Source organism: Microbacterium sp. (genome assembly GCF_031180975.1).
In the GTDB taxonomy this organism is placed as follows: domain Bacteria; phylum Actinomycetota; class Actinomycetes; order Actinomycetales; family Microbacteriaceae; genus Microbacterium.
The window spans coordinates 171,726-198,348 of the sequence record NZ_JAPSLI010000006.1 but is presented as its reverse complement, the minus strand read 5'-3'; the positions used below and the strand labels follow the sequence as shown (position 1 = coordinate 198,348).

Here is a 26,623-nt window from a genome sequence, read left to right as displayed (position 1 = left end):
CGCACCCCGCGGCGTCAGCCCCACTGCCCCGGACGCGCGAGCGTGTACGAACGGGCGACGGCCCCGGCATCCGACACCGCCGCGATGCAGTACAGCAGCGACATCGTCGGATAGCCGTGCACGTGGTTGTCGCGGATGATCGCCCGGTCGTCCTCCGGCGACAGCTCGCCGCTCTCGGCGAGCAGCTCGAGCCAGCGCGCCGACCAGTCCGGGTCGTCAGGAGCGGGGCGCTCCGCTCGGAACCGCGGCAGCCACGTCGCGATGCGGGCGGTGGCCGGGTCGTCCAGTCCGTCGTGGGCGATCATGTGCACCCCGTCGACGACCGGCGTCTCGGTCAGTTCGACGCCGTCCCACGACAGCACCCTGGCGTGCTCCGGTGACACCTCGAGCAGGTTGAAGCCGTGCGTGCGCAACGGCGGCTCCGGAGAACGCCCGACCACGGACTCCAGCACCAGTCCGCCCCGTGAGACCACCTCGCTCGCGGGTAGATCCAGCACGTCCGCCCGGTTCAGCAGCACGGCGAGGCGGCGGGTGGCCGGGTCGAGCGCGAGCCATGCGCCCCCCGCGCGGCGGTCGCGGATGCCGGTGACGCCGGGGTAGTGCTCCGGCCACCACGCGCCCATGTCATCCCACTCGCGCTGCGGATCCTCGTCGCGCACGGCGAGCAGGCGGGTCGGGGTGGAGACATCGATGACGACCGTGCACACGAGGGAGAGTCTAGGCGGATGCCGGAGGCGCGGCGTCGCGATTCATCCCGACATCGAAACAATTCGATCGCGCCGCGCTTGACATCGTCGGCATCCGTCCCCTAATGTCCCTAAACATACCCTTTTAGATACCAATTGATCAGGACAGAGACGAGGACGTCTTGACGACAAACATCCTCACGCCGGCGCCCACGGACGGGGACAGCCCTGCACGGCGGCGTCCTCGGCGACCCCGCCGTCCCCTGAGCCAGCGGCTCCGCGATCTCATGGCCAATCCGACCAATGCGATCGGCCTGCTCGGTCTGGTGCTGTTCGGCTACCTGATCGTGATCCCGATCGTGGCACTGCTCGCCGAGAGTGTCATGGTCGGCGAGCCCGACGAGGACATCACGCAGCAGCCCGAGGGCACGCTCACGTCGTACTACTTCTGGCGGGTATTCGTGTCGCCGCAGGCGGCAGCCATCTTCTGGGAGCCGCTGATCAACACCCTCGTCATCGCCGGGGTGAGCATCGTGCTCGCGCTGGCGCTGGGTCTCAGCATCGCCTGGCTGCTGGTGCGGACCAACACGTGGGGACGCCGCTGGTTCGCGACGGCGCTCATCGTGCCGTACATGCTGCCGTCGTGGACGTTCGCCCTCGCCTGGCTCACACTGTTCAAGAACCGTACCGCGGGCGGCCAGGTGGGATGGCTCGAAGCGATGGGCGTGCGCGTTCCCGACTGGCTCGCCTACGGGCACGTGCCGATCATCCTCATCTTCGTGATGCACTTCACGCCGTTCGTGATCCTCCTCGTCGGCAATGCGCTGAAGCGCTTCGACTCCACACTCGAGGAATCGTCGCAGATCCTCGGTGCGTCGAAGGTGCGCACGGCGTTCAGCATCGTGCTGCCCATCCTGCGGCCGGCGATCATCTCGGCGATCACCCTCATCCTCGCCAAGGTCATCGGCGAGTTCGGCGTGGCGTATGTACTGGGCCTGCCGATCAACATGAACGTCCTCGCGACCAGCCTCTACCGCAGCATCTACAGCAACCAGAGCGGCGCCGCCGCGGTGATCGCCGCCGTCATCGTGCTGATCGGAGCCATCTCGCTGTGGGTGGACGTGCACTTCGTGAAGGAGGCCAAGCGCTTCGTCACGATCACGGGCAAGAGCGGCAGCGCCGGCACCGTGGTCGACCTCAAGCACGCTCGTCCGCTGACGACCCTCGCCTGCGGCGTGCTGTTCCTGGTGAGCGTCGCAGTTCCGCTGCTCGTGCTGATCCTGTCGACCCTGATGCGACGCCCCGGCGACTTCTCCCCGTCCAACTTCACGCTGGACTGGTGGGTCGGCACCGACCTCGACACCCTGGGCTTCCCGAACGGCATCCTGCTGAACTCCGACGTCTGGCAGGCGACGTGGAACAGCTTCTGGATCGTGGGGTCCTCGTCGGTGCTCGCCGGCATCGTCGGCCTGCTCGCCGGATACGTCGTCGTGCGGTCCGACTCCCGCGCCATCTCCGGAGGGCTCCGGCAGATGCTCTTCCTCCCCTACCTCGTGCCCGGCATCGCCTTCGCCACCGCGTACATGGCACTGTTCGGCGAGCAGCGCGGGCCCATCCCGGCGCTGTACGGCACCGCATTGCTGCTGGTGATCATCTACTTCACCGAGCAGATGCCGTTCGCATCCCGCTCCGGCATCTCGGCCATGATGCAGCTCGGCAGCGAGACCGAGGAGGCCGCCAGGGTCGCCGGCGCCGGCTGGTTCCACCGATTCCGCACCATCGTGCTGCCGGTGCAGAAGAGCGCCGTCGCGGTGGCGATGGTGATGGCCTTCATCTCCGGCATCAAGAGCCTGAGCCTGGTGATCATCCTCACAGTGCCCGGCCTCGACGTCCTCACCACTCTGTCGATCCGACTGCTCGACCTCGGCTACTCGCAGGCCGGCAACGGGGTCGTGCTCATCGTGTCGGCCCTGGCCTTCGCCGGCACCTACACGGTGCAGAAGGTCATGAAAACCGATCTCTCTCGCGGACTAGGAGCCTGAGAACCATGCCAACGATCACTCTCAACGACGTGGCCAAGAGCTACGGCGGCGCGGCCAACGCGGTCGACGGTCTCGATCTGACCATCGAGGACGGCGACTTCATGTGCCTGCTCGGCCCCTCCGGGTGCGGCAAGACGACCACGATCCGCATGATCGCCGGCCTCGAGAACGCGACCGCCGGCTCGATCACGATCGGCGACCGCGTCGTCGACGACCCCGCCGCCCGTCGGTTCGTGGCTCCGGAGGCGCGCGATCTCGGCATGGTGTTCCAGAACTACGCGCTCTGGCCCCACCTCACCGTCGCCGACAACATCGACTACGGTCTCAAGCTGAAGAAGCTCGACAAGGCGACGAGGGACAAGCGCATCGCCGAGGTGCTCGAGTCGCTGAGCATCACGAAGTACGGCGACCGCTACCCCGCGCAGATGTCCGGCGGGCAGCAGCAGCGCGTGGCGCTGGCCCGGATGCTGGCGGTGCAGCCGCACACCATGCTGCTCGACGAACCGCTGTCGAACCTCGACTCGCGGCTGCGGCTGGAGATGCGGGCCGAGCTGAAGCGCATCCACGAGGAGACGAACTCGACCATCGTCTTCGTCACGCACGACCAGTGGGAGGCGATGACGCTGGCCACCAGGGTGGCCGTCATGTTCGACGGCGAGCTGCAGCAGGTCGGCACCCCGCTGGACATCTACGACCGCCCCGCGAACCGGTTCGTGGCCAACTTCCTCGGAGTGCCGCCGATCAACTTCTTCGAGCTGGACCCGGTTGCCGACGACGCCGTGGAGGCGCACGCGTACCTCTCGCGGCGCGTCGACCCCGCCCGGCTCGGCTCGCTCGGCATCCGGCCGGAGTCCGTGCGCATCCACGCCCCCGGGGACGAGCTGCGCGCAGGCGATCTGGTGATGCACGGTGTCGTCGACTCCGTGATGCCCACCGGCGGAAGCTGGATCACCGAGGTGCGCATCGCCGGTCGGCGGGTGTACACCACCTCGTCGGTGCAGAGCGCGGCTCGGCCGGGAGATCGGGTCGTGCTCAGCGTGGCCGGCCCCGCGCTGCACGTGTTCGACCGTCAGGGGCGCCGCATGGAGGTGGCATCCGCATGATCGACGCATCGATCGAGCTGGCCGACATCGCAGAGGAGGCGGCTCGCGAAGCCGGTGCCGTGGCCGCGCAGGGCTTCCGCACGCCCGGCCTCGAGTTCCAGGCGAAGAGCAGCCTGCACGACTTCGTCACCGAGTACGACCGCCGCAGCGAGATCCGCGCCCGTGAGGTGATCGGGGCGCGGTCCCCGGGCTCGAGGATCGTGGGCGAGGAGGACGGCGAGACCGGCGGGGGCGACCTCACCTGGTACATCGACCCGATCGACGGGACCTCGAACTTCGCCAGGGGCATCGCGCTCTGGGGGGTGTGCATCGCGGCCGTGGTCGCCGACGAGGTGGTGGCGGGAGTGGTCTTCGACCCCATCGCCGGGCACGTCTTCCGGGCGGACTCCCGCGGCGCCTTCCTGAACGGCGCTCCCCTGCGCGCGGAGGGCATGACCGCACCGGACCGTGCGACCGTGCTCGCGACCTTCCCTCCGGCCAAGGACCTGCAGCGCGACCGGGAGGAGAAGCTCGAGACCCTCGCGCGACTGCAGGACACGTACTCGCATGTCCGCGACCTCGGCAGCGCCGCGATCGCCATCTGCCATGTGGCGGCCGGCTGGGCGGATGCCGCCTTCGGCTTCGGCATCCACCCGTGGGACGTCGCCGCGCCCTCCCTCATCCTGCGCCGCGCGGGCGGCGTCTACCGGTCCTACGGCGGCGGCGAGGAGCTGCCGCGCCGGGCCGACCACCTCAACGCCAACTACTGCGGCACGGTGGCAGGCGCCGACTTCCCGTTGCTGGACACCCTCATGAGACTGCAGACCCGGCCGGCCGCCGGGGCTCTGGCCTGAACATCACCCACCCGAAACGAAGGAACCCATCATGCGATCCACATCCCTGACCATGCCTCGTCCGCGGCGCGCCGGTGCGTTCGCGGGCCTCGCGCTCACCGCCGTCGCCCTGGCGGCCTGCGCCCCTCCCGGCGCCGCCGGCGGCAAGCCCGTGGAGGACGCGAAGCCGAAGGTCTCCCTGGCACCCGACGAGACCGCCGACGGCTTCGACCTGGAGAAGCTCGTCGCCGCGGCGAAGAAGGAGGGCCCGATCACCATCTACGACCAGACCGGCAAGGTCGTCCAGATCGCGGAGGCATTCACGGCGAAGTACGGCATCGAGGCCACCGGCGTGAAGATCGAGACCAACGTGATCGAGAAGGTCCGCACAGAGGGGAAGTCGGGCAACGTCATCGGAGACGTGCTGGCATCCGCCGAGGTCGCCGGCGTGTACTCGCTCATCGAGGACGGCCTCCTCACCAACTGGGTGCCGGGCGACATGTACGACAAGCTCCCTGAGGAGGCGCGCTACCCCTTCCTCAACCTGTACGAGACGTACGTGTGGACCTACAACGCCGCCGCCTTCCCCGACGGCTGCCCCGTTGAGAACGTGTGGGAGCTCACGGAGCCGGACTGGAAGGGACGCGTCGCGCTGCCCGACCCGGAGAAGTTCGCGACCTACCCGATCGGCTGGAACCAGTCGGCACGTGACCACGACGACGAATTCGCCGATGCCTACGAGGCGCAGTTCGGCGAGGAGATCGACACCGACGAGGAGTCGGCCGTCCACGAGTGGCTCAAGCGGTTCGCGCAGAACTCCCCGATCGTCGGCAAGGACGCCGAGGCGCCCTCCGACGCTGTCGGCGGCGAGGGGCAGCCCGACCCCGCCATCGCCCTCATCCCGGGCTCGAAGTACCGCAACAACGAGGACAAGGGCTACGCCCAGGCCGTCTGCACCGACCTCGAGCCGTATGCAGGCTGGACCGTTCCGCAGTCGATGGCGTACGCCTCGAACACCGACAGCCCGAACGCGGCCAAGCTCTACATCCACTTCGCCACCTCGCAGGAGGGGATGGAGTTCGTCATGCCCGACGGCAAGGCCTCGTTCTCGCCGGACGTGAAGCCGGCCGAAGACCGCCACGGTCTGCTCGCGCTGGCCGACGAGGGCAAGCTGCAGCCGTACAGCACTGAGTACCTCAGCGACGACTTCTCGAGCATCTCGGAATGGTTGGACTTCTGGCGCAGCAGCCGGTGAGTCGCTGATGCCGGGGGCCAGGGGGGTGCTGCACTCGGAGTGGGGCACCCCCTTCCGCACTAGACTCCGGAGAATGGCCGGACAATCGGAGGTGACGCGGCCCCCGCGTCGGATCCACTTCGACGAAGTGTTCCGTGCTATCCCCGCCACCAGCAGGGCACCGCGCTACGTACAGGTGATCGACCAGCTCGAGAACGCCATCCGCCGTGGCATCGTCATCCCCGGCGACACCCTGCCTACCGAGCAGCAGTTCTGCGAGGGCTTCGGCGTCGCGCGCTCCACCCTGCGCCGCGCCATGGACGACCTCGAGCAGCGCCGGATCGTGTCGCGGGTGCAGGGCAGCGGGACGCGAGTGGAGCAGTCGCCGGCGATCGGCTATCGCCCCGAGACCTCGCACACCATCTTCCAGGCGATCGCGCTGAGCCATCGTCAGCCGCGTTCAGTGGTGACCGAGTTCGAGCCGGTGATCGCGGACGACCAGGTCGCCGCGCTCACCGGGTTCCCGGTCGGCACGCCGCTGCTGCGCATCGTCCGCGAGCGCTACGCGAACGACACCCCCATCGCCGGGCTCGAGACCTATCTCCTGCCCGAAGCGCTCTGCTTTGAGCGGCGTGACCTCACCACGAACAGCCTGGACGCGCTGCTGCACGAGAACGGCTGGACGATGGACCGCGTGGAGTACGACATCAGCGCGCAGTCGCTCGGTCAGGAGCTCGCCGAGTTCATGCGGCTGCCTGCGGGCACGCCGGTGCTGCAGGAGGTGCGCCGCGGGTTCCACGGCGAGCGGCTGTTCTCGGCCGGGCGCAACACCTACCACCCGGTGAACCACCGCCTGTACGGAGTGGTCGACCACCACGACCCGAGCCCGCCCGGCTAGCGGTCCGGGTCAGCTCCACTGGCCCGGTCGAGCGAGGGTGTACGAGCGGGCGACCGCCCCGGCATCCGACACGGCGGCGACGCAGTACAGCAGCGACATGGTCGGGTACCCGTGCGCGTGGTTGTCGCGGATGATCGCGCGGTCGTCGTCGGGGGAGAGCGAGCCGCTCTCGGCGAGCAAGTCGAGCCAGCGCGCCGACCAGTCCGGGTCGTCGCTCGACGGGTGCTCGGCGCGGAACCGCGGCAGCCAGGCGGCGATGCGCGCGGTGGCGGGGTCGTCGAGGCCGTCGTGCGCGATCATGTGCACCCCGTCGACGACAGGCGTCTCGGTGAGCTCGGCCCCGTCCCACGACAGGACTCTGGCACGCTCCGGCGACACCTCCAGCAGATTGAAGCCGTGCGTGCGCAGCGGCGGCTCGGGCGAGCGGCCGGCGACCGACTCCAGCACCAGCGCACCGCGCGAGACCACCTCGCGCTCGGGCAGGTCCAGTACGTCCGCCCGGTTCAGCAGCACCGCAAGGCGGCGGCTGGCCGGGTCGAGGGCGAGCCACGCGCCGCCGGCCCGGCGGTCGCGGATGCCGGTGACGCCCGGGTAGTGTTCCGGCCACCACACGCCCATGTCGTCCCACTCGCGCTGCGGATCCTCATCACGCACGGCGAGCAGACGGGTGGGGCGGGAGACATCGATCACAACGGTGCACACGCGGCCGAGTCTAGGCTCATGCACATGAGCAGGCGCCGCCCCACACGGTGGAGCGGCGCCTGCGGGACGATGCGGGTCAGGGCTTCGGGTCGGCCTCGGGCCGAACGACACCGTCGTGGAGACGGATCTCATCGACCATCCGGATCTCGGGGTATTCGTCCTCGAAGGGTCCGCCGCCGAACTTGGGAAGCGGCGGCTTGCCCTGGGCGATCCGCTCGGCGTTGACGCGCTCGAACTCCTCGTCGGCGCCCAGCATGATCGCGGAGTCCTCGTTGGTGATCGCGCCGGCGAAGGCGGCCTTCATCACCTTGCGGTCGAACTGCTTCTCCCAGTTCGCGACCACGAACGTCGCCACGCAGTTGCCCAGCAGGTTCACGCTCACGCGCATCGAGTCCATCAGGCGGTCGGCGCCCAGCAGCAGCGCGACGCCCGCGACCGGGAAGATGCCGAGCGCGGCGGCGGTGGCCGACAGCGCGAGGAAGCTCGAGCCGGGAACGCCGGCCATGCCCTTGGACGTGAGCAGGAGGATCCCGAGGGCGGCCAGCTGCTGGCCGAAGCTGAGATCGTGGCCGAACGCCTGGGCGAGGAACAGCAGCGAGATGGAGAGGTAGATCGCCGCGCCGTCGAGGTTGAACGAGTAGCCGGTCGGCACGACCAGGCCCACCGTGGCGCGCGAGCAGCCGGCGTTGGTGAGCTTCGTCATGATGCGGGGCATGACCGCCTCGGTGGAGGCGGTGCCGAGCGCCAGCAGGAGCTCGTCCTTGATGTATTTGATGAAAGACCAGAGGTTCACGCCGGCGAAGAGCCACGCCACCAGGAACAGCAGGCCGATGAAGACGATCGCGGCGCCGTAGCAGGCCAGTATCAGCACGCCGTAGGTGCTGAGCGTCTCGATGCCGTACTGGCCGATGATGAAGCCCATCGCGCCGAAGGCGCCGATCGGGGCGATGCGCATGATCCAGGCCATGATCTTGAAGATCAGCTCGAGCACCAGCTCGAACAGGCTGAGGATGGGCGCGCAGCGCTTCGGACCGATGACGATGATCGCGGCGCCGAAGAAGATGGCGAAGAACAGCACCTGCAGCAGCGAGTTGGTCGCGAAGGCATTGACGACGCTCTCGGGGATGACGCCGAGCAGGAACTCCGCGGCCCCCTTGGGCTCGCCGGTCTTGCCCTCCAGGGCGTCCTCGCTCAGTGAGGCCGGATCGATGTCGAGGCCCTTGCCCGGCTGGATCAGGTTGGCGACGACGAGCCCGAAGACGAGGGCGAAGCCGGTGGCGGCGGTGAAGTACACGAGCGCCTTGACGCCCACCCGGCCGACCGCCTTGACGTCGCCGACGGCCGTGATGCCGGTGACGATCACCAGGAAGATCAGCGGGGCGATGATCATCTTGATCAGACGGATGAACCCGTCGCCCAGCGGCTTGAGCTGGGCCCCGATGTCGGGGAAGAAGTGCCCGATCGCGACGCCGAGGACGACCGCGATGGCGAGATGGAAGAACAGCGACTTGTAGAACGGCTGGCGTTTGACGGGGACGCCGATGGTGGCGGTAGGGGTGGACGGATCCGTGATCCTCATGGGGGAGACCTCTCTTGCTCGTCATCGAGTTGAGTCTGGATGCCGCTCGGCGAGGGCATGTAGGAACTGTAGGCGGCAGAGGCATTATTCCGCAATAGCAAATCTTTAATCCGTATCGTGGAATTGCTACACAGCGCGCCGCAGGTCGTCCGCGCTGAGGCAGAATCGGAACCGTGAACATCGTGGTCGGAGTCACAGGCGGCATCGCCGCCTACAAGACGGTTCATCTCGTGCGCATGCTCATCAAGGAGGGCCACGACGTCACGGTCGTTCCGACCGCCGACGCCCTGCGCTTCGTCGGTGTGCCGACCTGGGAGTCGATCAGCCGCAACCCGGTCACTACGAGCGTGCACGAGGATGTGGCCCAGGTGCGCCACGTCGCTCTCGGGCAGCGGGCCGAGCTCGTGATCGTCGCGCCGGCGACCGCCAACACGATCGCGAAGATGGCTGCGGGTCTGGCTGACGACCTGTTGGGCACGACGCTCCTCGCGACCACAGCGCCGGTGGTGATCGCCCCGGCCATGCACACCGAGATGTGGCGGCATCCGGCCACCCAGGCCAACGTCGCCGCCCTGCGGGACCGCGGGGTGACGATCGCCGGTCCCGCCGACGGCGAGCTGACCGGCGGCGATTCGGGCCCGGGGCGGATGCTGGAGCCGGAGGACATCATCGCCCAGGCGTTCACCGCCATCGGCAGGAGCGGCGACCGTGCCGGCGACCTCGCCGGGCTCCGCGTCGCCGTGTCCGCCGGTGGGACGCGCGAGCCGATCGACCCGGTGCGCTTCCTCGGCAACCGCTCCAGCGGGAGGCAGGGGGTGGCGCTCGCCCTCGCGGCGGCGGATCGCGGTGCGGAGGTCGCGCTGGTCGCCGCGCACGTCGAGACGCGGGTGCTGGAAGACGCCGTCCGGCATCCGCTCGTGCGCATAGAGCACGCCGGCACGGCGGCCGAGCTCGGCGAGGCGATGCGTCGGGAGTCTGCTGAGGCCGACGTGGTCGTGATGGCGGCGGCCGTCGCCGACTACCGCCCGGCGCAGGTCGCCGAGGCCAAGCTCACCAAGGAGGCCGGGCCGCTCACGCGCATCGAGCTGGTCGAGAACGACGACATCGTCGCCGGGCTGGCCGCCGCACGCCGGCCGGGTCAGACCATCGTGGCCTTCGCCGCCGAGACCCCGGCCGACGAAGACGACCTGCTCGACCGCACCCGCCGCAAGCGGGAGCGCAAGGGCGTGGATCTGCTCGTCGTGAACGAGGTCGGCTGGGAGCTTGGCTTCGAGTCGGCCGACAACACCGCCCAGGTGATCGGCGGCCGGGGTGACGTGCTGGCCAGGGCGTCGGGGTCGAAGCGGGCGGTGGCGGACGCGGTATGGGACGCCGTGATCGCCGCGCGGGGCTGACATCGCCCCCTCCTGCTGGTAAACTTGAGTCAGGTTCACTCAAGTTTTGACAGAAGGAGTTCTCCCAGGAGGAGCAGATGGTCAACCCCGCACAGCAGCAGGAAGAACAGCAGAGCGCGCTCGAGCAGTTCGGCATCAACCTCACCGACCGCGCCCGGCAGGGCAAGCTCGACCCGGTGATCGGCCGCGACAACGAGATCCGTCGGGTGAGTCAAGTGCTCACCCGGCGCACCAAGAACAACCCGGTGCTCATCGGCGAGCCCGGTGTCGGCAAGACCGCGGTGGTCGAGGGTCTGGCTCAGCGCATCGTCGCGGGGGACGTCGCCGAATCCCTCAAGGACAAGGAGCTCGTCGCGCTGGACATCTCCGCCCTCGTCGCCGGTGCGATGTACCGCGGGCAGTTCGAGGAGCGGCTGAAGAGCGTGCTCAAGGAGATCACCGAGTCGGAGGGTCGTGTGATCACCTTCATCGACGAGCTGCACGTGCTCATGGGCGCCGGCGGCGGCGAGGGGTCGGTGGCGGCATCCAACATGCTCAAGCCGATGCTGGCGCGCGGCGAGCTGCGCATGATCGGCGCCACCACGCTCAACGAGTACCGGGAGTTCATCGAGAAGGACGCCGCGCTCGAGCGGCGGTTCCAGCAGGTGTATGTCGGCGAACCGAGCGTGGAGGACACCATCGCGATCCTGCGCGGTCTCAAGGGCCGCTACGAGGCGCACCACGGAGTGACCATCTCCGACAGCGCGCTGGTCGCTGCCGCCGCGTTGTCGAACCGGTACCTGCCGGCGCGGCAGCTGCCCGACAAGGCGATCGACCTGGTCGACGAGGCGATGTCGCGGCTGAAGATGGAGATCGACTCGTCGCCGGTCGAGATCGATCAGCTCAAGCGCCAGGTCGACCGGCTGCGCCTCGAGGAGCTGGCGCTGAAGAAGGAGAAGGACGACGCCTCGAAGGAGCGCCTGGCGACGCTGCGCGAGCAGCTGGCCGGGATGGAGCGCGACCTGGCCGCCCTCGAGGAGCGCTGGGCGCGCGAGCGGCAGGGACTGAACCGGGTCGGCGAGCTGAAGAAGCAGCTGGACGACGCGGTCACACAGCGCGACCTCGCCATGCGCCGCGCCGACTACACCACCGCATCCAAGCTCGAGTACGAGACGATCAAGCGGCTCGAGCGCGAGATCGCCGAGGCGGAGCAGGCCGAGGCCTCGGCGTCGACCGAGGGCCGGATGGTCAACGAGCAGGTCACCGACGAGGACATCGCCGCCGTGATCGCGGCGTGGACCGGCATCCCGATCGGTCGGCTGCTGCAGGGCGAGAGCGAGAAGCTGCTGCATCTCGAGTCCGAGCTGGGCAAGCGGCTGATCGGCCAGAAGGATGCCGTCAAGGCGGTGTCGGATGCCGTCCGGCGCTCGCGCGCCGGCATCAGCGACCCCGGCCGCCCCACCGGATCGTTCCTGTTCCTCGGCCCCACCGGCGTCGGCAAGACGGAGCTCGCCAAGGCGCTGGCCGACTTCCTCTTCGACGACGAGCACGCCATGGTGCGCATCGACATGTCGGAGTACGGCGAGAAGCACTCCGTCTCGCGGCTGGTGGGTGCCCCTCCGGGCTACGTCGGCTACGAACAGGGCGGCCAACTCACCGAGGCCGTGCGGCGGCGCCCGTACAGCGTCGTGCTGCTCGACGAGGTGGAGAAGGCGCACCCCGAGGTGTTCGACGTGCTGCTGCAGGTGCTCGACGACGGGCGGCTCACCGACGGGCAGGGGCGCACGGTCGACTTCAGCAACGTCATCCTGGTGCTGACCAGCAACATCGGCTCGCCGATCCTCATCGACCCGACGCTGTCGGTCGAGCAGAAGCGCGAGTCGGTGATGGCATTGGTGCGGCAGTCGTTCCGTCCCGAGTTCCTGAACCGGCTCGACGACATCGTCATGTTCTCGTCGCTGAGCGAGGACGACCTCGCGCAGATCGTCGAACTCGCCGTCGACCAGCTTCAGCGGCGCCTGCATGACCGCCGGCTCACCCTCGCCGTCACCCCGGATGCCAGGGCGTGGCTGGCCGAGCGCGGCTACGATCCCGTGTTCGGTGCGCGCCCGCTACGCCGACTGATCCAGAGTGAGGTGCAGAACCGATTGGCGACCGCCCTGCTGTCGGGCAACGTGCGCGATGGCGACACGGTGCGGGTGGATGTCGCGGTGGACGGCTCAGGGTTGGCGCTCACCAGCGCCGGCCCGGGTGCGCAGGGCGCGACGGGCGACGAGGACGACGTGATCGAGGCCGAGCTGCTCGACGAGTAGTGATGCGAGCGCAGGACGGGGGGTGGGTGGAGCGGCACCCGTCTTCTTGAGCCCGGCATCCGCGGTCACGCGGGATGGGTGATTCGCCTTGCCCCGATTTCATGTAGCTGCGGGTCTCAAACTATCTCCCGAAGTCGGACGAATACCTCGCAACTTTTGCTTGCTATTCGCCAGAAGTCGGCGCATACTGGACTGTATACGGACTGACCCGCAGTCCACCGTAAACGTTCAAAGGAGATCGTTTCGACATGAACACCTACCTGCGAACCGCGCTCGCAGCGACTGCCGCAGCCACGCTTCTGATGTTCTCAGGGTGTGCGGCTGCCGAGCCGAAGTCGGGCGAGAACGCCACAGAGGTTGCCGGGGAGAAGCCGGCAGCCGAGCTGAGTGACCTTGTTCCCGCCGCGATCAAGGAGCGCGGCTATGTCATCGTCGCCACCGACTCCCAGTGGGGAGCCCCCACCAACTACCATCCCAACGGCGACACCACCAAATGGGCCGGTATCGAGCACGATCTCATCAAGGCGATGGAGCCGCTCCTCGGCGTCGAGTTCCGCCAGGAGGCGGCGGCGTTCACGTCGATCATCACCGGGGTTGCGTCCGGTCGCTATGACCTCGGCGTCAGCGGCTTCCAGGACAAGATCGAACGCCAGAAGGTCGTCGACATGATCAACTACATGGGCGGCGGTGGCAGCACCCTGATCGTGAAGTCGGGCAACCCGTCCGAGATCAACGACTTCCCGGACATGTGCGGGAAGACGGCCGCCTTCGTCGTCGGCTCGACGGATGAGACGTTCTGGAAGACGTACTCCAGCGAGGAGTGCGCCGCCGATGAGCAGATCGAGATTCTGACGTTCCCCGATCGACCTGCGGCACTGCTCGCCGTGGATTCCGACCGGGCCGACGTCACCGCCGGCGGTGCGGTGTTCGCGCTGAACCTCAAGCACAACTGGGACGGCGTTCACTCCGGCAACACCGATAAGTTCGAGACCTTGGGTGACAAGATCACCTACGGGATCGCCAACATGCCGGCGTCGTTCGCTGCCCCGAAGGGCGACGATTCCATCCGCGACGCGGTGGTCGCTGCCCTCCAGGAGCTGATGGACAACGGGGAGTACCAGGAAATCATGGCGAAGTGGGACTACCCGGACAGCTGGCTCTGGGACGCGCCGAAGGTCAACTCCGCCACGGAGTGACCGGGCGTCCCGGCGCTCACCCATCGAAGAGACCGACCTCCCGACGAAGAGAGGCGAGGCGAGAAGATGCACGTAGAGAACCCACCCGCAGCCGACCGGCTGACGCACGACGCGGGGCGCGAAGGGGCGGTGTCGGGCGTGGACGATGACACGCCCGTGCACACCACCTTCCAGTTCCGTCCGTTCCGCGCACTGCTCACCATCGCCGGGTTCGCCCTGCTGGCGCTGCTCGCGTACGGCTTCATCAACTCCCCGAATCTCGTCTGGTCGGCCTTCTTCGAGTTCCTGTTCTCCCCTCAGGTCATCGAGGGGGTGAAGCTCACCCTGGTGCTGACAGTGATCTCGATGGTGCTCGGCACCCTCCTCGGTATCGTCGCCGCGTTCTCGAAGATGTCTCGCATCCAGGGCGTTCGACTCCTCGCGAACGTGTACATCTGGATCTTCCGCGGCACGCCACTGCTGGTGCAGGTGATCATCGCGTTCAACCTCGCGCTGTTCATCCCGACGTTCCAGTTCGGGCCGTGGGCGATCAGCACCAACCAGATCATGACTCCGTTCTTCAGTGCGGCGCTGGCGCTCACGCTGAACGAGGGCGCCTACATGGCCGAGTACATCCGGGGGGCCATCCTCGGAGTTGACCCGGGGCAGCGCGAGGCCGCTCTTGCCCAGGGGATGAGCCCGTTGCGGGCGATGCGGCGGATCATACTTCCGCAGGCGGTCCCGTCGCTGATCCCGGTGCTCGGCAACCAGACGATCTCGATGCTGAAGGCGACCTCGATCGTCTCGGTCATCGCCGCCGCGGAGTTGCTGACCCAGGTGACGATCATCTACAACCAGAACTACTACGTGATCGAGCTCCTGCTCGTCGCCTGCGCCTGGTACATCACGATCGTCTCGATCGCCTCCGTCGGACAGCACTTCATCGAGCGTGAACTCGCCAAGCGCAATCAGACCGGCGGGGGCCGCACGAGCTTGCGCTCCAAGTTCCTTCGTAACCTGTCGTTCCGGCGGGCGTGACCGGCGACCAGAGGAGATGGCCGAGATGACGAATTCGCGCGCAGCCCTGCGGATTGAGAACGTGACCAAGAGCTTCGGCTCCACTCCGGTGCTCCGCGGGATCGACCTGATCGCGGAGCCGGGCACCGTGACCTGCATCATCGGTCCCTCCGGATGCGGGAAGAGCACGCTGCTGCGGTGTATCAATCACCTCATCGCAGTAGACGCGGGCCGGATCTTCATCGGCGGCCGCCTCGCGGGCTATCGCGAGGCCAACGGTCGTCTCTACGATGCGAAGGAGGGCGAAATCAACCGGATGCGGTCACGCATCGGGATGGTGTTCCAGCACTTCAACCTCTACGGGCACATGACCGTTCTGCAGAACATCGTCGAAGCGCCGATTAACATCCTCAAGCAGAAGCCGAAGGTGGCCAAGCAGCGCGCGATGGCGCTGCTTGAGCAGGTCGGGCTGAGCGACAAGGCCAAGGCCTACCCGCGACAGCTCTCGGGCGGTCAGCAGCAGCGCGTCGCGATCGTCCGGGCGCTGGCCGGCGACCCGGACCTCGTGCTCTTCGACGAACCGACCTCCGCGCTCGACCCCGAGCTGGTCCAGGAGGTGCTCGACGTGATGCGCGACATCGCCGACCGCGGCATGACGATGATCGTCGTCACGCATGAACTGCGGTTCGCGCGCGAGGTCGCCGACCAGGTCGTCTTCATGGACGCGGGGCGCGTCGTCGAGCATGGAACGCCCGAGGAGGTCCTCGACAATCCGCGCGAGGAGCGCACGCGGCGCTTCATCGCCCAGGTGCGCCGGGCCGCTCCCGACGAGCTCGTGTCGCCGCCCGCAGTCGTGCCTCCGCTGCCCTCCGAAGTCATCCCACCGCTGCCCTGACCGACCCGCTCCTGCGACTACGAGAAGGATCTCGCCACCATGCCCACCGACCACATCCCCACCGACAACATCTCCGTCCAGCTCTGGACACTGCGCGAACTGGTCGGCGACGACCTGCCCGGTACCCTGGCCCGCCTCGCGGAGGTCGGCCTGACGAAGGTGGAGCCCTACCGGATCAAGGATGCAGAGGGTCTCGGAGACGCACTGAAGGATTCTGGCCTGCAGGCGCCCACGACGCACCAGGTGTTCATCCGCGACGACTCCATCGCGGATGTGGCCGCCGCCGCGGCGTCCTTCGGAATCGGCACCGTGATCGATCCTGTCGTCGCGCCCGAGTTCTGGACCGACCCGGCCGACATCCGGCGGACCGCGGAGCGCCTCAACGCCGCCGCCGCGGTGGCCGCAAGGCACGGGGTCAGGGTGGGCTATCACAATCATGCGCACGAGCTGCTGAACCGGGTGGACGGCCGACCGGCGCTGGAGTACTTCGCTACTCTGCTCGACCCCGGCGTGGTTCTCGAGGTGGACACGTACTGGGTGGCTGTCGGCGGCGAGGATCCGGTCGACATCCTGTCCCGTCTCGGTGACCGTGTGGTCGCCATCCACGTCAAGGACGGCCCGGCGACCGCGGAGAAGAAGGATCAGGTACCCGTCGGCGAGGGCTCGCTGGACATCCCGGCGATCCTCGCCGCGGCGCCGCAGGCGCTCCGCGTCATCGAGCTCGATGACAGCCGGATGGATCGGTTCGACGCGGTCGTGCAGAGCTTCGCATACCTATCCCGGCTCGAGCACGGCGGCGGTCAGTGAACAGCGGGCCCGTCGGCGTCGGGGTCATCGGCGCCGGAGTGATCAGCAGCCGCTACCTCACGAACCTCACCTCGTTCCCGGATGTCGACGTGCGCTTCGTCGCCGACATCGACGTCCCCCGCGCCGCGGCCCAGGCCGAGACCTTTGGCATCCCTCGCGCGGGCACGGTGGCCGAGCTGCTCGCCGACCCCGAGGTGGAGATCGTCGTCAACCTCACGATCCCCGCGGCGCACGCCGAGGTCGGCATCGCGGTCGTCGAGGCAGGGAAGCACGTCTGGAGCGAGAAGCCGTTCGCCCTCGACCGTGACGCAGGCCGGGAACTGCTGCGCTGTGCCGCTGCGGCCGATCGCCGGGTGGCCACGGCACCGGACGCCTTTCTCGGCGCAGGAGTGCAGACGCTGCGTCGGCTCGTCGAGGCGGGCGAGATCGGGGAGCCGCTGACCGCCCTGAGCGTGATGCAGACTCCCGGACCGGACAGCTGGCACCCGAATCCCGATTTCTTGTTCCAGGAGGGCGCTGGTCCGCTGTTCGACATCGGGCCATACCATCTCACCGCCCTGGTCCAGATCTTCGGCCCCATCGCCGCCGTGTCCGCCAGCACCTCGCAGGCGCGGGCGCGGCGGACGATCGCCACAGGGCCGCGGGCCGGGGAGAGTTTCGACGTGTCGGTGCCGACGCACGTGTCCGCCATCTATGAGTTCGAATCCGGCGCGAGCGCGCAGTGCCTGTTCAGCTTCGACTCGAAGCTGCCGCGCGTCCTCTTCGAAATCGCCGGCACCACCGGCACCCTGACCGCCCCCGACCCCAACATGTACGACGGAGAGCTGCGACTGCATCGCGGCCGCGACGATGTCCGCACGATCCCCGCGAGCGGTGTGACCACCAACCACGGCATCGGCGTCGCAGAGCTCGCTCAGGCCATTCGCGCGGGACGGCCCGAGCGGGCGAGCGGGGAGCAGGCGTTCCACGTGCTCGACGCCATGCTCGCCACGCTCGATTCCGCCCGGGCGCGCCGCCGCGAGACGGTGGAGAGCACGACCACGGTCGCACCCCCGCTGCCCGCCGACTGGGACCCGCACCGCGCGACACTTTCAACTGAGGAGGACGACCGCAGGCTGACAAATTGACACCGGGCCACGCGCCCACTCACCGACCGACCATAACAGACACCACTGCACACCTGAACGAAAGGCACTGAGAACGATGAGCAAGATCGAGGTCAACAACCTGGAAGACGCGGAGTCATACCAGTTCGACGAGATCACCGAATGTTGGACGAATCTCGTCTCGGCTGACGACTATGGAGTCTTCCTCGGAGTCTGCGCGTACGGCGCCCTCCCGAAGGGCACGAGCCCCGAAGACCTCGCGCACCCAGAGGGAGAAGCCGAACTGTTCCACGTGATCCGCGGTAACGGCTTCGTCTTCCTGGAGGGCAACGAGGTGACGCCGCTTCGTGCCGGTGACTCCTTTGTGCTGCCGGCCCAGCCGAACCACCAGATCTGGTCGGCGTCGGAAGACGAGCCGATTGTGATTCTGTTCGTGGCCATGGACGGCAAGCGGCGCGGCTGACGGGCGACGGCAGGTTCCGCGGGCCAGATCGCTTGTGGAACCTGCCGTCGATAAGGTCCGGCCGCGAATGGTCGACCGCAAGGATAGGAGGGAGTCGAGATGTCGGCAGCTACAGTGTTGGCGTCGGAAGAGCCGATTGCGACGGGCGAGGAGGTTCGTGCAGGCTTCGTCGGTGGGGGGTTTATGGCAGCGGTGCACAGCCGAGCCGCGCGAGCAGCTGGCGCGAGGCTGGTCGGCGTGCGCTCGTCGAACCTCGCGAGCTCTCAGGGCGCTGCCGACCGGCTCGGTATCGAGATGGCCGCGGAGACGATCGGCGAGGTAATCGCTGCCTCGGACATCGTTCATATCTGCACCCCGAACGGGCAGCACGTCGTGCAAGCTCTTGAAGCGCTCAACGCGGGATGCCACGTGATCTGTGAGAAGCCATTGGCGACGAGCGTTGAGGAGGCGCGGATGGTCGCGGGAATGGTGGATGCGGCCGGCCTGATCGGCGCGGTACCTTTTGTGTACCGCTACCATCCGATGGTGCGCCGGGCGCGGCGCATCGTGGCGGACGGACAGGTTGGGGACGTGCTCACGATCGACGGTTCTTACCTCCAAGACTGGCTGTCGAACGAATCAGACACCAATTGGCGGGCAGACCTAGCGCTTGGTGGATCCTCCCGTGCATTCGCCGACATTGGATCCCACCTGTGCGATCTGCTCGAGTTCGTGACCGGGTCGCGCATCCGCGCCGTGGTCGCCCGTACCCGCACCGTCTTTCCTACTCGCAACGGCGAGCGGGTGCAGAACGAGGACGTCGTCGCGGTTCTCGCCGAGATGGGCGACGGTGCGCTCGCCACGCTGTTGGTGTCCCAGCTTGCCCCGGGACGGAAGAACGGCCTGGTTCTCGAATTGCACGGCACTCGGCGGAGCATGCGCTTCGAGCAGGAGAATCCAGAGCAGCTATGGCTCGGCGCGGCCGATGGCTCTCAGCTACTGATGAGGGATCCTCAGGCGGCAGGCGATCGTGGTCTCTCCTTGCTGCCTCCCGGGCATCCGATGGGCTACCAGGATGCGTTCAACGCGTTCGTCGCCGATGTCTACGCGGCTACACGTGGCGAATCCCCCGATGGCATGCCAACTTTCGCAGACGGTGCGCGCGCGGCCGTCCTCACCGAGGCGGTCCTTGCATCCGCGCAGAGCGGGGCATGGGTCGAGGTCGCGAATGCATAAAGATGTGAGACCAGCAGCAAGGAGAGCCCATGGCACAGCACCCAGTCACACTGTTCACTGGTCAGTGGGCCGATCTGCCCTTCGAGGAGTTGGCACGCCTGGCATCTAGCTGGGGCTACGACGGTCTAGAGATCGCCGCATCGGGCGATCACCTTGACCTTCGGCGAGCAGACGAGGACGACAAGTACGTTGCCTCGCTCCTGGAGATCCTGGACAGAAACGCATTGAAGACCTTCGCGATATCCAACCACCTCGCCGGACAGGCGGTGTGTGACGCTCCGATCGACTTCCGGCATAAGGCGATCCTGAGGGATTACGTATGGGGCGACGGCGACGCTGAAGGCGTGCGGCAGCGGGCGGCCGAGGACATGAAGCGCGCTGCGCGGGTGGCGCGCAAGCTCGATGTGGACACCGTCGTCGGCTTCACCGGCTCGTCGATCTGGCCGTACGTGGCGATGTTCCCGCCGGTACCGGCATCTGTCATTGAGGGCGGCTACGAGGACTTCGCCGCGCGTTGGAACCCGATCCTCAACGTGTTCGACTCCGAGGGTGTGCGGTTCGCGCACGAGGTGCACCCCGGTGAGATCGCGTATGACTACTGGACGTCTGTTCGCGCGCTGGAGGCAATCGACCACCGCGCAACCTTCGGCTTCAATTGGGATCCGTCGCACATGATGTGGCAGAACATCGACCCGGTCGGGTTCATATGGGACTTCAAGGACCGGATCTATCATGTCGACTGCAAAGACACGCGTATACGGCCTCGGAATGGCCGTGCGGGCGCCCTTGGATCACACCTGCGCTGGGGCGACCCGCGGCGCGGCTGGGACTTTGTCTCCACCGGCCATGGCGACGTTCCGTGGGAAGATTCGTTCCGTGCGCTCGACGCGATTGGATACACCGGCCCGATCTCGATCGAGTGGGAGGATGCCGGCATGGACCGTATGCATGGCGCTGCGCAAGCGGTTGGGTTCGTACGGTCCCTGCTATGGTCCGGATCGCAGACGTCCTTCGATGCGGCGTTCAGCAACCAATAGCACAGTCGGCACTCTTGGCGCCTTCAGCGATCGGTCCGTGTGGGGAGCCGCCCAGGGTCGAGCATGGATTCGACCGACTCTTCCGTCAGCACATGGCGGCTCACCATGATCGCCGCGCCGAGCGCGCCGGCCGAGTCTCCCGCTTGCGATTGGACAATCGCGAGATGCTGTGTGGCGAGCGTAATCGAGCGGCGGTATACGACCTCACGGATACCGGCGAGGAGGTGCTCGCCAGCTCGCGCGATGCTTCCGCCGATGACGATAATCGACGGGTTGAGCAGATTGACCACGGTGGCTAGTACCTCGCCTACCTCCCGCCCTGCCTGGCGAGTTGCCATTATCGCGTCGGTATTGCCCGCATTCAGGAGTTTGACGACTGCGGCGCTGTCTGGCGCGTCTAACCCTCGTTCACGTAACGATTCCGCGATCGCAGTGCCGCTCGCGATCGCTTCCAAGTCGCGCTCGTCCTCGGGCGGGCGCGGGGAGTCCTTGCTATAGGGTACCTGTACGTGCCCGAGGTCGCCCGCTCCGCCCGCCGCGCCTCGCTGGATTTCGCCTCCCGAGATGATACCGGCGCCGATGCCTGTGGCCACTTTGACGAAGACGAGATCGCGTGCGGTGAACCAGCTGAGTGCGTGCTCGCCTAGAGCGAGGATGTTTACGTCGTTATCTACGAGCACGGGTACGGGATAGCGCTGCTGAATATAGTGCGGAATATCGAACTGGTTCCAGCCGGGCATAATTGGCGGATTGATCGGCCGGCCGGTGCTGTGCTCCACAGGCCCCGGTACGCCGATCCCGATGCCGGCGAGCTGGACACCTTCGAGCGCGCGGTTTGCGGCCAACAACTCGGCCAGCGTGGCGAGGCAGCGGTCAAGCACCGACTCCGGCCCAGCATCGATTCGCAGCCGGAGGTGTTGGATGTCGAGAACTGTGGCGCCGAGATCGGTAATCGCGACGCTCGCGTGGGTGGCGCCGAGATCGATGGCGAATACGGCACCTGCTCCTGGATTGAACTCAATACGGGACGGGGGGCGGCCACCGGTCGAGGTGCCGGACCCGGCGGCGCGGATGAGGCCGGAAGTCAATAGGAGATCGACGCGCGCTGCGATGGTCGAACGTGCCAGGCCGGTTAGGTCCGCGAGTTCCGAGCGCGTGCGGGCCTGCCCGTCGCGTAGCAACTGAAAAAGGGCTCCAGGCCCATATCCGGCAACTTGTGCCACGCGTCCTCCCGCTCCCACCCGTTGTATTCGATGCTATGCCGTGGATCGCCTAGACGTTACACCGCTGTGATCGGCTGTACGATATACATGTCTGTATACCGAAGTGGAGACATGCTGCTTGCACCTTCACCTCAAGACAGCACGACCGCAACCCGAGCGGATCACCCCTGAGAGGAACAGATCATGACAAAGATGTCACGGCGGCGCGTCACGCGCCTCACTCTGGCCCTGGCCGCCGCCGGCGCGCTTCTGCTGACCGGTTGCACGGTCAATGCGGGTAACGAGCCCGCGCCCGCCGATACCGAGGGAGAAGGCGGCGGTGAACCAGCCGTCGAGACCCTGACCCCGGGCGTGCTGAAGATCGGTTCCCAGCAGTCCTACATCCCCGGCGAGTTCTTCCCCGAGGGGGAGGATCAGGTCACGGGCTTCAGTGTCGACTTCGTCGACGAGATCGCCAGCAGGCTGGGACTCGAGACCGAGTGGGTGCAGGTGGACTACTCGGCCATCATCACCGGCCTGCAGTCCAGCCAGTTCGACATGGGCTCGGGTGGCATGAGCCCGAACCCCGAGCGCCTCGAGCAGGTCGACATGGTCGGCTACTTCCAGTCCGGTGCGACCTTCATCCTGCGCAAGGAGGACGAGGGCAAGTACGCCGACGCGCAGTCGCTGTGCGGCCAGACGATCGGAATGCTGGAAGGCTCGTCGACGCTCGAGGCTGCGGTCGCGAAGGAGAACGAGACCTGCGACACCCCAATCAACGTGCAGTACTACACCTCCACGCCGCTCGGGCTGCAGGGCCTGCTCTCCGGTCGCATCGAGGCCTACACCCCCGATGTCGCCCAGACGCAGTTCATCGTCAAGGAGAACCCGAACGACTTCGTGCCGATCGGGGACTACACGCTGGTCGACTACCTCATCAACTACACCTTCACGAAGGAGAACACCGAACTCCGCGACGCTGTCTACGAGCAGCTGCAGGCGATGATGGAGGACGGCACCTACGACGAGATCCTCGACGAGTGGGGCATCACCGCCGGCGGCCTCGACAAGCCCGCCTTCAACGGCGACCTCGACGCAACCCCGTGACCGCATCCGGTGGGCGGGCCGAGCCCGCCCACCGGATCGCATCGACGGAGCGCCCGGCGCTCGTCCCGATCCCGAAAGTCTTCGCATGACTAGAACACAGACTCTGGCCCAGATGCCGGATGTGTATTTCCCGGTGCGGAGACGCACCCCGTGGGGCCAGGTGCTGCAGGGCGTGGTCGTCCTGCTGCTCGTGGGCTGGCTGCTCACCGGATTCATCACCTCCGGCGTGTTCGATTTCGCCACGGTTGCGCAGTACCTGATCGGCCCGCAGCTGCTGATCGGTGTCTGGAACACGCTCACGCTGGCGACACTCGCCACCGCGATCGCCCTCGTCCTCGGCACGTTGGTCGCCCTGATGAGGATCTCGGAGAACCGGGTGCTCTCGGCCGTGGCATCCGTGTACGTCTTCATCTTCCGCGGCACCCCGATGCTGGTGCAGCTGCTGATCTGGTTCTACGCGATCCCGCGCATGGTCGGACAGGTGACGATCGGCATCCCGTTCACCGACATCGTCTTCGTGAACGAGTCGGCGAGCAGCTTCTTCACGCCGTTCATGGCCGGCCTGTTCGCCCTCTCGCTCGCCGAGACGGGGTACATGGCCGAGGTGATCCGCTCCGGCATCCTGGGTGTGGACCAGGGTCAGCGGGACGCGGCGCGGGCGCTCGGCGTGCGGCGCTGGAAGATCACGGTGCAGATCGTGCTGGCCCAAGCCTTCCGCATCGTCCTCCCGGCGACGGGCAACCAGTACATCATGATGATCAAGAACACGTCGCTGGCCTACACCATCGGCTACATGGAGATCCTGCTGACAGTGAGCCGGATCTACTATGCGAACTTCAAGTACCTGGAACTGCTGCTGGTCGCCGCGTTCTGGTATCTCGTCCTCACTGCCCTGATCTCGATCCTCCAGCAGGTCCTCGAGCGCCGATTCCCTGCGAGGTGATCACATGACTGAACACAACATTCTCAAAATGGAGTCCAGCCACGTCTACAAATCCTTCGGCGAGGTGAAGGTGCTGCAGGACGTGTCGGTGAAGGTGCACGAGGGCGAGGTCGTCGCGCTGATCGGCCCGTCCGGGGCGGGCAAGTCGACCTTCCTGCGCTGCGTCAACAACCTGTATCCGATCGACTCGGGCACCGTCGAGATCGACGGCGAGCTGATCGGGTATCGCAAGGTCGGCAAGGAGCTGCACGAACTCTCGGACAAGGAAGCCGCCAAGCAGCGCGCCAAGGTCGGGATGGTCTTTCAGAACTTCAACCTCTTCCGCCACATGACGGCGCTCGACAATGTCGTGTACGGGCAGGTCGAGGTGCTCAAGACGCCGCGCCGTCAGGCGCGTGAGGTCGCGCTGGACTATCTCGCAAAGGTCGGTCTCGAGGGCAAGGAGGACCGCTTTCCGGCTCAGCTGTCCGGCGGTCAGCAGCAGCGTGTCGCGATCGCCCGGGCGCTGGCCATGGAGCCGGCGATGATCCTGCTCGACGAGCCGACCAGCGCGCTCGACCCGGAGCTGCGCGTGGAGGTCGCCGCCGTCATCAAGGGCATGGCCGAGAACAATCGCACGATGCTCATGGCCACGCACGACATCCCGCTCGTACGCGAGATCGCCGACTACATCATCTTCATGGTCGAAGGGCGCATCCTCGAAGCGGGTTCGGCCGAGAAGCTGCTCAACGACCCCGAGCACGAGCGGACCAGGACGTTCCTGGCGAGGATGTCCGAGTGACATGACCGGCGGCCATGTCGCCCGGCCGGGTGAGCTCGTCACGCCCGGCCGGATCGGGCTTTACGCCCTGATGACGACGATCTGGGGCTCGAGCTTCTTCTTCACCGCGCTCGCGCTTCGCGCCTTCAACCCCTTCCTGCTCGTGCAGCTGAGGATGGTGCTCGCCACCGTCGTCCTGGGGCTCGTCGTGGTGTTGACAAGACGCCGGCTGCCCCAGACCCGGCGCCTCTGGGGGCACTTCGTGGTTCTCGGCCTCATCAGCATCGCGATGCCGTACACGCTGCTCACCTGGGCGCAGGTCTGGGTGAACTCGTCCACGGCGATCGTGCTGTCCAGCACGACGCCCATCTTCGTCTTCCTGTTCGCGACCTTCGTCACCCGCGCAGAGAAGTTCAGCACGCTGAGGCTCGTCGGGATCGTGCTGGCATTCGGCGGAGTGGTGCTGCTCACGGCCGGCGGCGGCGGCGGGGGCGGATGGTTCTGGCCCGTCGTGATCGTGGTCACCTCGGCGGTCTACGCGGTCGCCAACATCTACACGCGCACGTTCGTCTCGTCCGTCGATCCGATCATGGTCGCGTTCCTGCAACTCGGATTCGGGATGCTGTGGCTCGCGCCGGTCACCACGATGACCGGCAGCTGGCACGTCGAAGATCTGGGGCTGATTCCGCTGATCGCGGTGCTCGAGCTCGGCATCCTCGGCTCGGCGTTCGCCTATGTGCTGTTCTTCTACTTCATCCGCACGTGGGGATCCACTGCGACCAGCATGAACACGTATCTGCAGCCCGCAGTCGGGGTGCTGCTCGGCGTCGTCGTGCTGCACGAGCGGCCCAGCGCGACGGGCTGGATCGCACTGGCGATCATCCTCGCGGGCGTCATCGTGTTCGGCGCCTCCCGAATGCCCTGGGGTCGCCGGATGGTCGTGCCTGAGCGAGTCGGCAGCGCGGATCTGACTTCTTAGCTCTTGCGGATCTCGAGGATCGTACCGGCCCCGTCGCGGGTGTCGAAGTAGCAGAATCCCGTGCCGTTCTCGCGGAGCCCGCGCGAGATGATGTCGAGGCCGAGGTCGCGGCCCTGCTGCACCGACCCTGGCAGGTCATCGACGTCGAAGCCCAGGTGGAAGACGCCCTCGCCGCGCTCGTCGAGGAAGCGGCGCTGCGGAGTGTCGTGCTCGCTGGGCTCGCACAGCTGCAGCTGGAAGTTCTGCAGGTCGCAGCACTTGTAGCGCATCGCCTTGGTGCCCTCCTCGCTGGGTACCTCGAGTTCAACGTACGGGCTCGACTTCGGGTAGTCGTACCACGGTCCGATGCCGAGCTTCTCGTAGTACTCGACGGACTTCTCAAGGTCGCGGACGATCACGCACACGTGGTGGAGACGGCGGAACGGACCGGGTAGGGGCGCAGAGTCTTCGTGCATGCGGTTCAGTATACAGAGATGTATCTGACTGCGCAGCGTTCGACGAGCTTGTCGATTTTCAACGCATGTCGAGGCCGAGGGATCGCGCGATGATTCCCGCCGTCGCCAGCACGTGCGTCTTCGCGACCTTCTCCGCGGCATCGGCATCGCCCCGCTCGAGAGCGTCGAGCAGCGTGCGATGCTCGTCATCCACGCGCTGGTCGTCGGCCTCGGTGAACACGATCGGGGTGGTGAATGTCCAGTAGTTGATGTCGGTGTTTCGGGCGAAGGTCGTAAGGACGGAGTTGCCCGCAGCCTCGGTGATGAGCGCGTGGAAGTGGCTGTTGAGGGTGTTGATCTCGCGCCGGGATCGCGTTCGATCCGACATCGCATCGAGCAGTTCGCGCAACTGCTTCAGCTGCTCTTCGGTGATACGTGTGGCAGCGAGGCCGGCGGTGACCGATTCCAGTGCCGCACGAGCCTCGAGGTACTCCAGGACCTCCGCCGGGTCGTGGTCGCGGACCACCCATCCCTTTCGTCGCACCACCAGACCTTCGTGGCGAAGGCGCAGCAGGGCTTCGCGCACCGGGGTGCGACTGACCCCGAGCTCCGCGGCGAGGTCCACCTCGACCAGCCGGTGATTGGGGCGCATCTCGCCGCTCAGAATCGCATCTCGCAGACGGACATGCACCTGGTCGGCCGCGTGCTCCGCGCTGAAAGCCGTTCGTGTCACAGTGCGTCC

25 protein-coding genes are annotated in these 26,623 nt (G+C 67.0%); 19 read left to right on the top strand and 6 right to left on the bottom strand.

What is annotated here, in order from left to right:
• Positions 1-14: 14 nt before the first annotated feature.
• Positions 15-707 (bottom strand): NRDE family protein, encoded by a 693-nt coding sequence (locus RIF65_RS10445; protein WP_309066903.1) that lies wholly within the window; start codon positions 705-707, stop codon positions 15-17.
• A gap of 266 nt (positions 708-973) precedes the next feature.
• Here RIF65_RS10445 and RIF65_RS10440 point away from each other — a divergent pair, with 266 nt between their 5' ends.
• The 5 genes from RIF65_RS10440 to RIF65_RS10420 all read left to right on the top strand — a co-directional run bounded on the left by RIF65_RS10440 (position 974) and on the right by RIF65_RS10420 (position 6,775).
• Positions 974-2,728 carry an ABC transporter permease gene (locus RIF65_RS10440; protein WP_309066904.1) on the top strand — a complete coding sequence of 585 codons (1,755 nt, stop codon included), beginning with the start codon at positions 974-976 and terminating at the stop codon, positions 2,726-2,728.
• Between the two features lie 5 nt (positions 2,729-2,733).
• Positions 2,734-3,831 carry an ABC transporter ATP-binding protein gene (locus RIF65_RS10435; protein ID WP_309066905.1) on the top strand — a complete coding sequence of 366 codons (1,098 nt, stop codon included), beginning with the start codon at positions 2,734-2,736 and terminating at the stop codon, positions 3,829-3,831.
• The gene (locus RIF65_RS10430; protein ID WP_309066906.1) at positions 3,828-4,664 is read left to right on the top strand and encodes an inositol monophosphatase family protein; all 837 of its coding nucleotides are present in this window, start codon (positions 3,828-3,830) and stop codon (positions 4,662-4,664) included. Before RIF65_RS10435 ends, RIF65_RS10430 begins: the two co-directional genes overlap by 4 nt.
• 31 nt (positions 4,665-4,695) lie before the next feature.
• Entirely contained in the window at positions 4,696-5,898 is a 1,203-nt protein-coding gene (locus RIF65_RS10425) for an ABC transporter substrate-binding protein (protein ID WP_309066907.1), read from the top strand.
• Between the two features lie 73 nt (positions 5,899-5,971).
• Positions 5,972-6,775 carry a GntR family transcriptional regulator gene (locus tag RIF65_RS10420; RefSeq protein ID WP_309066908.1) on the top strand — a complete coding sequence of 268 codons (804 nt, stop codon included), beginning with the start codon at positions 5,972-5,974 and terminating at the stop codon, positions 6,773-6,775.
• A 9-nt stretch (positions 6,776-6,784) separates the two neighbouring features.
• Here the strand turns inward: RIF65_RS10420 and RIF65_RS10415 are convergent, their stop codons facing one another.
• Entirely contained in the window at positions 6,785-7,477 is a 693-nt protein-coding gene (locus tag RIF65_RS10415; protein WP_309066909.1) for an NRDE family protein, read from the bottom strand.
• 76 nt (positions 7,478-7,553) lie between these two features.
• Positions 7,554-9,056, bottom strand: coding sequence for a cation:dicarboxylate symporter family transporter (locus RIF65_RS10410; RefSeq protein ID WP_309066910.1), 1,503 nt, complete (start codon positions 9,054-9,056; stop codon positions 7,554-7,556).
• Positions 9,057-9,229: 173 nt separating this feature from the next.
• On the opposite strand from RIF65_RS10410, the gene coaBC reads away from it, so the two are divergent.
• From coaBC to RIF65_RS10360, 10 genes are all read left to right on the top strand, one after another.
• Entirely contained in the window at positions 9,230-10,450 is a 1,221-nt protein-coding gene (coaBC, locus tag RIF65_RS10405; protein ID WP_309066911.1) for a bifunctional phosphopantothenoylcysteine decarboxylase/phosphopantothenate--cysteine ligase CoaBC, read from the top strand.
• A gap of 77 nt (positions 10,451-10,527) precedes the next feature.
• A complete protein-coding gene (locus RIF65_RS10400) occupies positions 10,528-12,741 on the top strand; it encodes an ATP-dependent Clp protease ATP-binding subunit (RefSeq protein ID WP_309066912.1) in 2,214 nt (737 codons plus the stop codon).
• 248 nt (positions 12,742-12,989) lie between these two features.
• Positions 12,990-13,937, top strand: coding sequence for a transporter substrate-binding domain-containing protein (locus RIF65_RS10395; protein WP_309066913.1), 948 nt, complete (start codon positions 12,990-12,992; stop codon positions 13,935-13,937).
• A gap of 66 nt (positions 13,938-14,003) precedes the next feature.
• Positions 14,004-14,954 (top strand): amino acid ABC transporter permease, encoded by a 951-nt coding sequence (locus RIF65_RS10390; protein ID WP_309066914.1) that lies wholly within the window; start codon positions 14,004-14,006, stop codon positions 14,952-14,954.
• Between the two features lie 16 nt (positions 14,955-14,970).
• Complete coding sequence (locus RIF65_RS10385) at positions 14,971-15,828, top strand: amino acid ABC transporter ATP-binding protein (protein ID WP_375142144.1); 858 nt, start codon at positions 14,971-14,973, stop codon at positions 15,826-15,828.
• A 39-nt stretch (positions 15,829-15,867) separates the two neighbouring features.
• The gene (locus tag RIF65_RS10380) at positions 15,868-16,635 is read left to right on the top strand and encodes a sugar phosphate isomerase/epimerase family protein (RefSeq protein ID WP_309066915.1); all 768 of its coding nucleotides are present in this window, start codon (positions 15,868-15,870) and stop codon (positions 16,633-16,635) included.
• On the top strand, positions 16,632-17,762 hold the full coding sequence (locus tag RIF65_RS10375; protein ID WP_309066916.1) for a Gfo/Idh/MocA family protein: 1,131 nt from the start codon (positions 16,632-16,634) through the stop codon (positions 17,760-17,762). Before RIF65_RS10380 ends, RIF65_RS10375 begins: the two co-directional genes overlap by 4 nt.
• 76 nt (positions 17,763-17,838) lie before the next feature.
• Positions 17,839-18,204: a cupin domain-containing protein gene (locus tag RIF65_RS10370; RefSeq protein ID WP_309066917.1), complete on the top strand. Its 366-nt coding sequence runs from the start codon at positions 17,839-17,841 to the stop codon at positions 18,202-18,204.
• Positions 18,205-18,303: 99 nt separating this feature from the next.
• A complete protein-coding gene (locus tag RIF65_RS10365) occupies positions 18,304-19,419 on the top strand; it encodes a Gfo/Idh/MocA family protein (RefSeq protein WP_309066918.1) in 1,116 nt (371 codons plus the stop codon).
• A 29-nt stretch (positions 19,420-19,448) separates the two neighbouring features.
• Positions 19,449-20,456 carry a sugar phosphate isomerase/epimerase family protein gene (locus RIF65_RS10360; protein WP_309066919.1) on the top strand — a complete coding sequence of 336 codons (1,008 nt, stop codon included), beginning with the start codon at positions 19,449-19,451 and terminating at the stop codon, positions 20,454-20,456.
• Between the two features lie 23 nt (positions 20,457-20,479).
• Here RIF65_RS10360 and RIF65_RS10355 read toward each other — a convergent pair whose 3' ends face one another.
• Positions 20,480-21,679 (bottom strand): ROK family protein, encoded by a 1,200-nt coding sequence (locus RIF65_RS10355; protein WP_309066920.1) that lies wholly within the window; start codon positions 21,677-21,679, stop codon positions 20,480-20,482.
• Positions 21,680-21,862: 183 nt separating this feature from the next.
• Between RIF65_RS10355 and RIF65_RS10350 the strand changes: the two genes are divergently transcribed.
• The 4 genes from RIF65_RS10350 to RIF65_RS10335 all read left to right on the top strand — a co-directional run bounded on the left by RIF65_RS10350 (position 21,863) and on the right by RIF65_RS10335 (position 25,447).
• Positions 21,863-22,765, top strand: a complete 903-nt coding sequence (locus tag RIF65_RS10350; RefSeq protein WP_309066921.1) for a transporter substrate-binding domain-containing protein — start codon at positions 21,863-21,865, stop codon at positions 22,763-22,765.
• A gap of 85 nt (positions 22,766-22,850) precedes the next feature.
• The gene (locus RIF65_RS10345) at positions 22,851-23,708 is read left to right on the top strand and encodes an amino acid ABC transporter permease (protein ID WP_309082624.1); all 858 of its coding nucleotides are present in this window, start codon (positions 22,851-22,853) and stop codon (positions 23,706-23,708) included.
• 4 nt (positions 23,709-23,712) lie between these two features.
• The gene (locus RIF65_RS10340; RefSeq protein WP_309082623.1) at positions 23,713-24,489 is read left to right on the top strand and encodes an amino acid ABC transporter ATP-binding protein; all 777 of its coding nucleotides are present in this window, start codon (positions 23,713-23,715) and stop codon (positions 24,487-24,489) included.
• Position 24,490: 1 nt separating this feature from the next.
• Positions 24,491-25,447, top strand: coding sequence for a DMT family transporter (locus tag RIF65_RS10335; RefSeq protein ID WP_309082621.1), 957 nt, complete (start codon positions 24,491-24,493; stop codon positions 25,445-25,447).
• Here the strand turns inward: RIF65_RS10335 and RIF65_RS10330 are convergent.
• Together RIF65_RS10330 and RIF65_RS10325 are read right to left on the bottom strand one after the other, a co-directional pair.
• Positions 25,444-25,902 carry a VOC family protein gene (locus RIF65_RS10330; RefSeq protein ID WP_309082619.1) on the bottom strand — a complete coding sequence of 153 codons (459 nt, stop codon included), beginning with the start codon at positions 25,900-25,902 and terminating at the stop codon, positions 25,444-25,446. The two genes, RIF65_RS10335 and RIF65_RS10330, sit on opposite strands and share 4 nt — an antisense overlap.
• Positions 25,903-25,960: 58 nt before the next feature.
• Entirely contained in the window at positions 25,961-26,614 is a 654-nt protein-coding gene (locus RIF65_RS10325; protein WP_309082618.1) for a GntR family transcriptional regulator, read from the bottom strand.
• Positions 26,615-26,623 lie beyond the last annotated feature (9 nt).

Excerpts from the sequence above, each read along its gene's own strand:
- RIF65_RS10440 (WP_309066904.1), top strand. The coding sequence starts at position 974 with ATGGCCAATCCGACCAATGCGATCGGCCTGCTCGGTCTGGTGCTGTTC.
- RIF65_RS10435 (WP_309066905.1), top strand. The coding sequence starts at position 2,734 with ATGCCAACGATCACTCTCAACGACGTGGCCAAGAGCTACGGCGGCGCG.
- RIF65_RS10430 (WP_309066906.1), top strand. The coding sequence starts at position 3,828 with ATGATCGACGCATCGATCGAGCTGGCCGACATCGCAGAGGAGGCGGCT.
- RIF65_RS10425 (WP_309066907.1), top strand. The coding sequence starts at position 4,696 with ATGCGATCCACATCCCTGACCATGCCTCGTCCGCGGCGCGCCGGTGCG.
- RIF65_RS10420 (WP_309066908.1), top strand. The coding sequence starts at position 5,972 with ATGGCCGGACAATCGGAGGTGACGCGGCCCCCGCGTCGGATCCACTTC.
- RIF65_RS10410 (WP_309066910.1), bottom strand. The coding sequence starts at position 9,056 with ATGAGGATCACGGATCCGTCCACCCCTACCGCCACCATCGGCGTCCCC.
- RIF65_RS10400 (WP_309066912.1), top strand. The coding sequence starts at position 10,528 with ATGGTCAACCCCGCACAGCAGCAGGAAGAACAGCAGAGCGCGCTCGAG.
- RIF65_RS10395 (WP_309066913.1), top strand. The coding sequence starts at position 12,990 with ATGAACACCTACCTGCGAACCGCGCTCGCAGCGACTGCCGCAGCCACG.
- RIF65_RS10390 (WP_309066914.1), top strand. The coding sequence starts at position 14,004 with ATGCACGTAGAGAACCCACCCGCAGCCGACCGGCTGACGCACGACGCG.
- RIF65_RS10385 (WP_375142144.1), top strand. The coding sequence starts at position 14,971 with ATGGCCGAGATGACGAATTCGCGCGCAGCCCTGCGGATTGAGAACGTG.
- RIF65_RS10380 (WP_309066915.1), top strand. The coding sequence starts at position 15,868 with ATGCCCACCGACCACATCCCCACCGACAACATCTCCGTCCAGCTCTGG.
- RIF65_RS10370 (WP_309066917.1), top strand. The coding sequence starts at position 17,839 with ATGAGCAAGATCGAGGTCAACAACCTGGAAGACGCGGAGTCATACCAG.
- RIF65_RS10365 (WP_309066918.1), top strand. The coding sequence starts at position 18,304 with ATGTCGGCAGCTACAGTGTTGGCGTCGGAAGAGCCGATTGCGACGGGC.
- RIF65_RS10360 (WP_309066919.1), top strand. The coding sequence starts at position 19,449 with ATGGCACAGCACCCAGTCACACTGTTCACTGGTCAGTGGGCCGATCTG.
- RIF65_RS10350 (WP_309066921.1), top strand. The coding sequence starts at position 21,863 with ATGACAAAGATGTCACGGCGGCGCGTCACGCGCCTCACTCTGGCCCTG.
- RIF65_RS10345 (WP_309082624.1), top strand. The coding sequence starts at position 22,851 with ATGACTAGAACACAGACTCTGGCCCAGATGCCGGATGTGTATTTCCCG.
- RIF65_RS10340 (WP_309082623.1), top strand. The coding sequence starts at position 23,713 with ATGACTGAACACAACATTCTCAAAATGGAGTCCAGCCACGTCTACAAA.
- RIF65_RS10335 (WP_309082621.1), top strand. The coding sequence starts at position 24,491 with ATGACCGGCGGCCATGTCGCCCGGCCGGGTGAGCTCGTCACGCCCGGC.
- RIF65_RS10330 (WP_309082619.1), bottom strand. The coding sequence starts at position 25,902 with ATGCACGAAGACTCTGCGCCCCTACCCGGTCCGTTCCGCCGTCTCCAC.